Origin of the sequence: Paraburkholderia rhizosphaerae (assembly GCF_004366595.1) — a bacterium.
In the GTDB taxonomy this organism is placed as follows: domain Bacteria; phylum Pseudomonadota; class Gammaproteobacteria; order Burkholderiales; family Burkholderiaceae; genus Paraburkholderia; species Paraburkholderia rhizosphaerae.
The window spans coordinates 25981-32943 of record NZ_SORE01000045.1 but is presented as its reverse complement, the minus strand read 5'-3'; the positions used below and the strand labels follow the sequence as shown (position 1 = coordinate 32943).

General features: G+C 61.0%; 4 protein-coding genes. 3 read left to right on the top strand and 1 reads right to left on the bottom strand.

Translation table 11 applies throughout. The features are described 5' to 3' along the window. Positions 1-364 precede the first annotated feature (364 nt). The 3 genes from BX592_RS32545 (at position 365) to BX592_RS32535 (ending at position 5741) form a co-directional block, all read left to right on the top strand. Positions 365-2653 carry an amylo-alpha-1,6-glucosidase gene (locus BX592_RS32545; protein WP_134197420.1) on the top strand — a complete coding sequence of 763 codons (2289 nt, stop codon included), beginning with the start codon at positions 365-367 and terminating at the stop codon, positions 2651-2653. A gap of 676 nt (positions 2654-3329) precedes the next feature. After that, entirely contained in the window at positions 3330-4487 is a 1158-nt protein-coding gene (locus tag BX592_RS32540; RefSeq protein WP_134197418.1) for a porin, read from the top strand. A gap of 294 nt (positions 4488-4781) precedes the next feature. Next, on the top strand, positions 4782-5741 hold the full coding sequence (locus tag BX592_RS32535) for an LAPAL motif-containing putative phage structural protein (protein ID WP_208328014.1): 960 nt from the start codon (positions 4782-4784) through the stop codon (positions 5739-5741). Between the two features lie 10 nt (positions 5742-5751). Here BX592_RS32535 and BX592_RS32530 read toward each other — a convergent pair whose 3' ends face one another. Beyond that, on the bottom strand, positions 5752-6615 hold the full coding sequence (locus BX592_RS32530; RefSeq protein WP_134197416.1) for an enoyl-CoA hydratase/isomerase family protein: 864 nt from the start codon (positions 6613-6615) through the stop codon (positions 5752-5754). Positions 6616-6963 lie beyond the last annotated feature (348 nt).

Sequence of the window (6963 nt, the reverse complement as noted above, 5' to 3'; positions counted from 1 at the left end):
AGATGATCGCCGATCCGGAGCAGAAGATTGGCCGTCCGCGTCAGCTGTTCATCGGCGAGACCGCGCGCGAAGCGAAGCCGCTCGCGAAGCGCTAACGGCCGGTTGGCTGCCCGCGTCGCGGAAGGCGCTCGCGCGTGCGGCGCCCGCCGACCGCACGACGCGTGCCAGATCTGCGTGGCCGATGCGTTTCATGCGGCCTGAAACGCGCATTCCCGCGATGCCCGGCCTCCGATCCCACCTCTGTGCGTGCAACCTTGCAATTGCGCGTGCGCGTGTGTAACGCATAGGTGTCCATTTCACGTAGACCCTCTACAATCGGAGAGGATCGATCAGCACGGACACATACAGGAACAGGAGGGAGTCAATGCAGAATCCGGAAGCGCTCGGCGGACTGACACATGCGGGCAACGTGGATTTCCCGGAACAGGACGAAGACGGCGCGTTCATCGCGCCGGAAAACCTGAACACGGCGAGTCCGAACCAGTCCGTATTGAAATCGGGCGGGACATTCATCGTCAACGATCCACTGGGCGATATCACCGGCGTCGACGACGGTCTGTTCGTCAACGATACGCGGGTGCTGTCGCAACTGCGTCTTACGTTCGGCGGACGCGCGCCGTCGTTGCTGTCGGGCAGCGTCAGCAGCGATAACACCGCGTTTACCGCGCACCTCACTAACCGTCCGCTGCCGCCGCTCGGCGGAGACGCGCCCGACGGCGTGACCGAAGGTGTGATTCACGTCGAGCGCGTGCGGGTGCTGTGCGGCACGGTGCTCAACGAAGCAATCGAATTGACGAACTACGGCACGAGCGACGCGGTGGTGCCACTCTCCATCTCCTTCGCGAGCGACTTTCGCGACATGTTCGAGGTGCGCGGGCTGAAGCGCCCGCGGCAAGGCATGATCGAGCCGGCGCGGGTCGAGCGCGGCGAGGTGGTGCTCGGCTACGTCGGCCTCGACGACGTGTCGCGCCGCGTGCGAATCGCGTTTTCGCCGACCCCGGACAAGCTGTCCGCGCGCCGCGCCGATTACTCGGTGCGCCTGCCCGCGCAGGCGTGCCTGTCGATCTATCTGTCGGTATCGGTCGAAGTCGATGCAAAGCATGGACGCGCCGATGCGGACGTGCCGCAGGCGACGCATACGGTGAGCGAAGCACACGTGTCGCAGATCGATACGGTGCGGCCGCGGGTCGGTCGCGCGGCGGTGCGTGCGGCGCTGGTCGACGCACACCTGATGATGCGCGAGCGGCGCCGTGCGTCGGCACGGGTGCACTCGAGTAATCCGCTGTTCAACGCATGGATCGAGCGCTCGCACGCGGACCTGAGCCTGTTGACCACCGATCTCGAAACCGGCCCGTACCCGTACGCGGGCATTCCATGGTTTTCGACGCCGTTTGGCCGCGACGCGGTGATCACCTCGCTGCAATCGTTGTGGCTGCAACCAGGGCTCGCACGCGGCGTGCTGCGCTTTCTCGCGAAGCATCAGGCGCTCGAAGATTCGGCGTTTCGCGATGCCGCGGTCGGCAAGATCATGCACGAGTTGCGTCGTGGCGAGATGGCGGCCACGGGCGAAGTGCCTTTTGCGCTGTATTACGGCGGGGTCGACACAACCCCGCTTTTCATCGTGCTGGCGGGCGCTTATGTGGCGCGCACCGCCGACACCGCGCTGATCGAAGAACTGTGGCCGGCGCTCGAGCGCGCGGCGAAGTGGGTCGCGGGCGTCTGCGATCGCAACCGTTACGGCTTGCTCGACTATCAGCGCGCATCCGATGGCGGCCTTGCGAACCAGGGCTGGAAGGACAGCCACGATTCGGTATTCCACGCCGACGGACGCTTTCCGGACGGCCCGATTGCGCTCGTCGAAGTGCAGGCATACGCGAGCGCCGCATTCGACACGATGGCGCAGTTCGCCGCGCTGCGCGGCATGGCGAGCGATGCCGCGCGCTATACGCAGCGCGCGAGGTCGATTCGCGAACGCGTGGAAGAGTTGTACTGGATGGACGATCTGAACTTCTACGGTATCGCGCTCGATGGGCACGGTGAGTTGTGTCGCGTGCTCGCATCGAACGCAGGGCACCTGCTCGCGTTCGGTATGCCGGAGCGCGAGCGCGGCGAGGCCGTCGTGCGCACGCTCGGATCGGCACTGTTTCATACCGGTTGGGGCGTGCGCACGCTGGCGGCCGGTCAGCCGCGCTTTAATCCGATGGCGTATCACAACGGTTCGGTCTGGCCGCACGACAACGCGCTGTGCGCGCGTGGCCTCGTGCGCTACGGCGGTAAAGCGGCTGCGGTGAACTTGCTGCAGGCGCTCTTCCAGGCGGCGGTCAAGTTCGATATGCGCTTGCCCGAACTGTTCTGCGGCTTCCAGCGGCGTCGCGGCGAGCCGCCGACCGCGTATCCGGTCGCGTGTCTGCCGCAGGCGTGGGCGGCCGGTTCGCCGTTCATGATGCTCGAGGCGTGCCTCGGTGTGACGATCGATGCGGCGCGCCGCGAAGTGTTGATCGAACAACCGATGCTGCCCGATGGCATCGACTGGCTCGAGGTCAGCAATCTACGGGTCGGCGATTCGTCGGTCTCGATCACGTTCAGGCGCGTGGACGGCAAGGTCGTGGCGTCGGCCGAGCAGGGCGACGTCAGGGTCGTCGCGCTGCTGTAACGGTCGGCGCGTTTCGCGTTCGCAATTCCGCTGGCGGGCGGCGCATCGTCGCCGCGCCGCCCGGGCCTGCGCTGCGCACCTGTCGCGCGTTTAAAGCCGGCATCCGAATGCACTTCATATACGGCATTGCGCCGGATGACGACAATTCGGAAAGGGAAGGCTGAATTATTGACAAACATGACTTTCATAAACTTTATTTACAATAAACCCGTGCAAATATGATATTGAAAGCCGTTGTATTGCGCTTCCTGTATCCGTTTAGTAATAATTTTTTAGTCGAATATTAAGTAAACCGGTAAGCTGCGGGGTGCTCAATACACTTGTTTCGAGACTGGCCCGGGCATGGTTTGATCGCCTTCGGGCCTTGCCCAGATTGACTTGAAGAGACTTTCGTTGATCCGGCTGTCTAATTTTCTTCAGCTGGAAATGAGCCTTCCAGAACGGGAAAGAATGCGTCGCGTTGCAACTACGCGACGACCATTCGTTAAGGCTTGCGCGCGAATTGCGTGCGATTCTCTGCAAAGCTTTGTCTGGCTTGCGTATTACTGTTTTATGAAATATTTATCGCTCGTATAGACGAAGTGTATTGCGCTATATGGCGAGATGATAATCACGGGTAGCTCCCTATACTTCCGTTCGCCGTTCAATCCGGGTTTCCACACGAAGGAGCTACTCAGTGAAAAAAATCGCCATCCCCGCGGCGGTCATTGCTGCATTCGCCGCATCGACCGCGCATGCACAAAGTTCTGTGACGCTATACGGCATCATCGATGCTGGCTTGGCCTATACGAATAACGTCGCCGGCAAAGGTGGCGCGTCAGGTGGTCCGCTGTTCCAGGCAACCAGCGGTGAAATCAACGGTAGCCGCTTCGGCTTCCGCGGTGCAGAAGACCTCGGCGGCGGCCTGAAGGCGATCTTCGTGCTCGAAAACGGTTTTAGCGTTGCCAGCGGCAAGCTCGCGCAGGACAACCGTCTGTTCGGCCGGCAAGCATTCGTCGGTCTGTCGAGCGACCAGTACGGCACGGTCACGCTCGGCCGCCAGTACGACTCGCTGGTCGACTTCGTCGCACCGCTGTCGGGCACGGCGGGCACGTTCGGTGACACGGGCTTCGCGCACCCGTTCGACAACGACAACCTGAACCACTCGGTTCGGATGAGCAACTCGATCAAGTACTCGAGCGTGAACTATGCCGGCTTCAAGTTCGGCACTCTGTACGCATTCTCGAACAACACCGACTTCGCCGTGAATCGCGCATATAGCGCGGGCGCGAGCTACTCGTTCGCGGGCTTTAACATCGCGGCCGGCTACTTGCAGATCAACGGCTCGAACAGCACGGCGAACACGAACGGTGCAATCGACGTCGCGGAATCGCAATCGAACGGCACGGGCGGCTTCGTCGTCGGCGCGGATGTGCAGCGTACGGTCGGCGCAGGCGTGAACTACGCGATCGGACCGGCACTGGTGGGTTTTGTCTATACGCACAGCCAGTTCCAGGGCACGCAATCGTTCGGTTCGCAAAACGGCCGCGTGACCTTCGACAACTTTGAATTGAACGGCAAGTATGCGCTGACGCCGGCCTTCAGCCTGGGCGCGTCGTACGTGTACACGGATGGCCACGTGACCAACACCACGAAGTTCGGCGAAGATCCGAAGTGGAATCAGGTCAACCTGCAGGCGGTGTACTCGCTGTCCAAGCGCACCGACGTGTACGCGGAAGGTATGTACCAGCACGTGTCGGGCAAGAACTTCGTCGCGTTTATCAATAACTCGGGCGGTGCGTCGTCGACGGGCAACCAGGTGGTCGCGACGATTGGCATGCGTCACCGCTTCTAAGCTGCGTCTAAGCGACTTCTAAGCTTAGATATCCGACGTAAAGAAGAGGCGTAAGAAAGCCCCGCCCCGGCGTTTGCCGGGCGGGGCTTTTTCTTATGGTGTCCGCCGATGGTTGCATCGCATTGGCGAGATGACACCAGTTGGCTTCGTAATCACCGACAAAATAGGCTTCTGCTCAACCAGGACTACGGATCGCGACACGTTTGTCAGCTTCGGTACTTCCAGGGCAGCATGGCATCTCTTGTCCCACTGCCTCGCGGTACACAACCGGCGCCGCGTCTCCAGACCATGGAAATGAACAACCATCAGCCGTTTTATGTGATCTACGACGGTCCTGCGCTCGAAGAGCATCGAATGGATGTGCGCGATCTCGCGCCGGCGCTCATCGCTATTGCTGATCTGCTGAGCGCAGCGAACAACGAGATCAACGGAAAGGCCGCCAGTCTTCGCGTGTATGTCAATGCGAGTTTCAAGGCCGGGTCGTTTGGTATCGATCTCGTCGCGACACAGCATCTGCTGTCGCAAATCAAGGACATTTTCTCGGGGCATGGTGCGAGCGCGGTTTGCAATGGCTACACGCTGATGACCATGGTCGGGTTCGTCGGCGGAGGCGGCCTGATTGGGTTGTTGCGCCGGTTGAAAGGCCGGCGACCAATGCAGATCCAGCAGCACGGGAAAGTCGCGACGGTGCATGTTTCTGAAACAGAAACGATCGAGATCGACTCACGCGTGGTGAAGCTCTACCGTAGCGATATCGTTCGTTCGAGCCTTGAAAAAGTCTTCTCACCACTGGAACGTGAAGGCATCACCGACTTCGGCGTGTTGATGCATGAACGGGTCGTTCTCGAAGTTCACGATGATGAACTCGGCGCGCTGTCCGCCGTGACGACGGACACCGCCGCGGAGATCGTGTCGGATTGCACATCGCACAAGATGCTGCAAATCGAATCGATGACGTTTAAGGATGGCAACACATGGCGCGTTCATGACGGTGTTACGACCTTCCATGCGTCGATTAACGATCGGGCATTCCTGAAGAAAATCGACGCGGGCGAGCGATTCGGCAAAGGCGATGTGCTGCTGGTCGATCTTCGGCAAGTGCAAAGCATCGATCGCGGAAGACTGAACAACGAGTCGACGATAGTCAAGGTGCTCGAACATCGTCAGCCGCTGCAGCCGGGCTCGCCTGATGAAGCGCGGGCTGCGGCGGATGACGAACACGAGGATTCCGGCATTGCGTTGTCCGTCGCGTAGCGCTTTCGCTTCAGCGGTTGCCGACTTCCGCTGTGTAGCGATTGAGATTGCGCTCAATGTCCGCGTCTTTCTGCAAGCCGCGCTTCATCAGTTCGCCGATACGGTATTGAGCCTCCGGCCGTTGCACCGACCAGATAAAAAGGTTCCAGCCGGCGGCGACCTCCGCTTCGGGCGGCAGGCTGGCGTAATTCACGGCCTGCTTGATGTCCGCGAGCGCTTCGCCGTCGAAGCTGGCGATGCGGCGGGCCAGTTTGTCGACGAAATCATCGAGCTGGGCATCCGGCAGCGAGCGATTGACATACCCATACCGGTCGGCTGTCTCGCCATCGAGGTTGTCCGCACTGAGCAAAACTTCCATTGCGCGACCGCGGCCAATCAGGCGCGGAAGTCGGGCCATCGGCCCGCCGCCCGGCACGAAACCCGCACCGGCCTCCCATTGCGAGATCTCGAGGTTTTCAACCGCGGCAAAGCGCATGTCACTGGCCAGCGCGAGCTCGCTTCCGACACCGGTCACGCGCCCACGCAACTTCGCAATCGACACAACGCGCGATTTGCTGATTCTTACCAGCATATCGGGAAGCGGATGCAGGCTGGTCGGTCCATTGGGCAGACCCGTCGAGTCGGATAGCGGTGGAATGAAATCGTAGTGGGTCAGAAAGTAACCCGGAACGTCGCTCTGAAAAACTACCACCTTCAGGGTCGGGGCGGTTTCGATCGCGTTGACGACCGTCTGCAGTTGCGGGATGGAGTCCGGGCCGAACAGGTTGAACGGCGGATTGTGAAAAGTGATCTGCCAATACGCCGGCGTGACTTCGTTGACGCTGATTTGCTGTTGTATCGATTGTGAGGCGGTGGGCTCAGTCTTTCCGATCATGTTGCACTCCTCGAAAGTGAGATGCAGTGTGCGGACCTTTGTCGAGTCCTGCGAACCGGGCAGCGGACTGATCGGGATGCTAGCACTGCGGCAGTACCACTGCCGTCAGCCCCTTCGAACGCTTACGGCGCAAGGCGATGCGCGCGCAGCAGGGGCTATGGGTGTGCGGCGGATAGCGCTGCGCTGTTGGGAAACATGATTCGACGCGATTCAACGCGTAGAAACGCGACTTTGCGTGGAGTGACCGGAGCGACCGGAGTGACCGGAGTGACCGGAGTGACCGGAGTGACCGGAGTGACCGGAGTGACCGGAGTGACCGGAGTGACCGGAGTGACCGGCGCTGTGGCC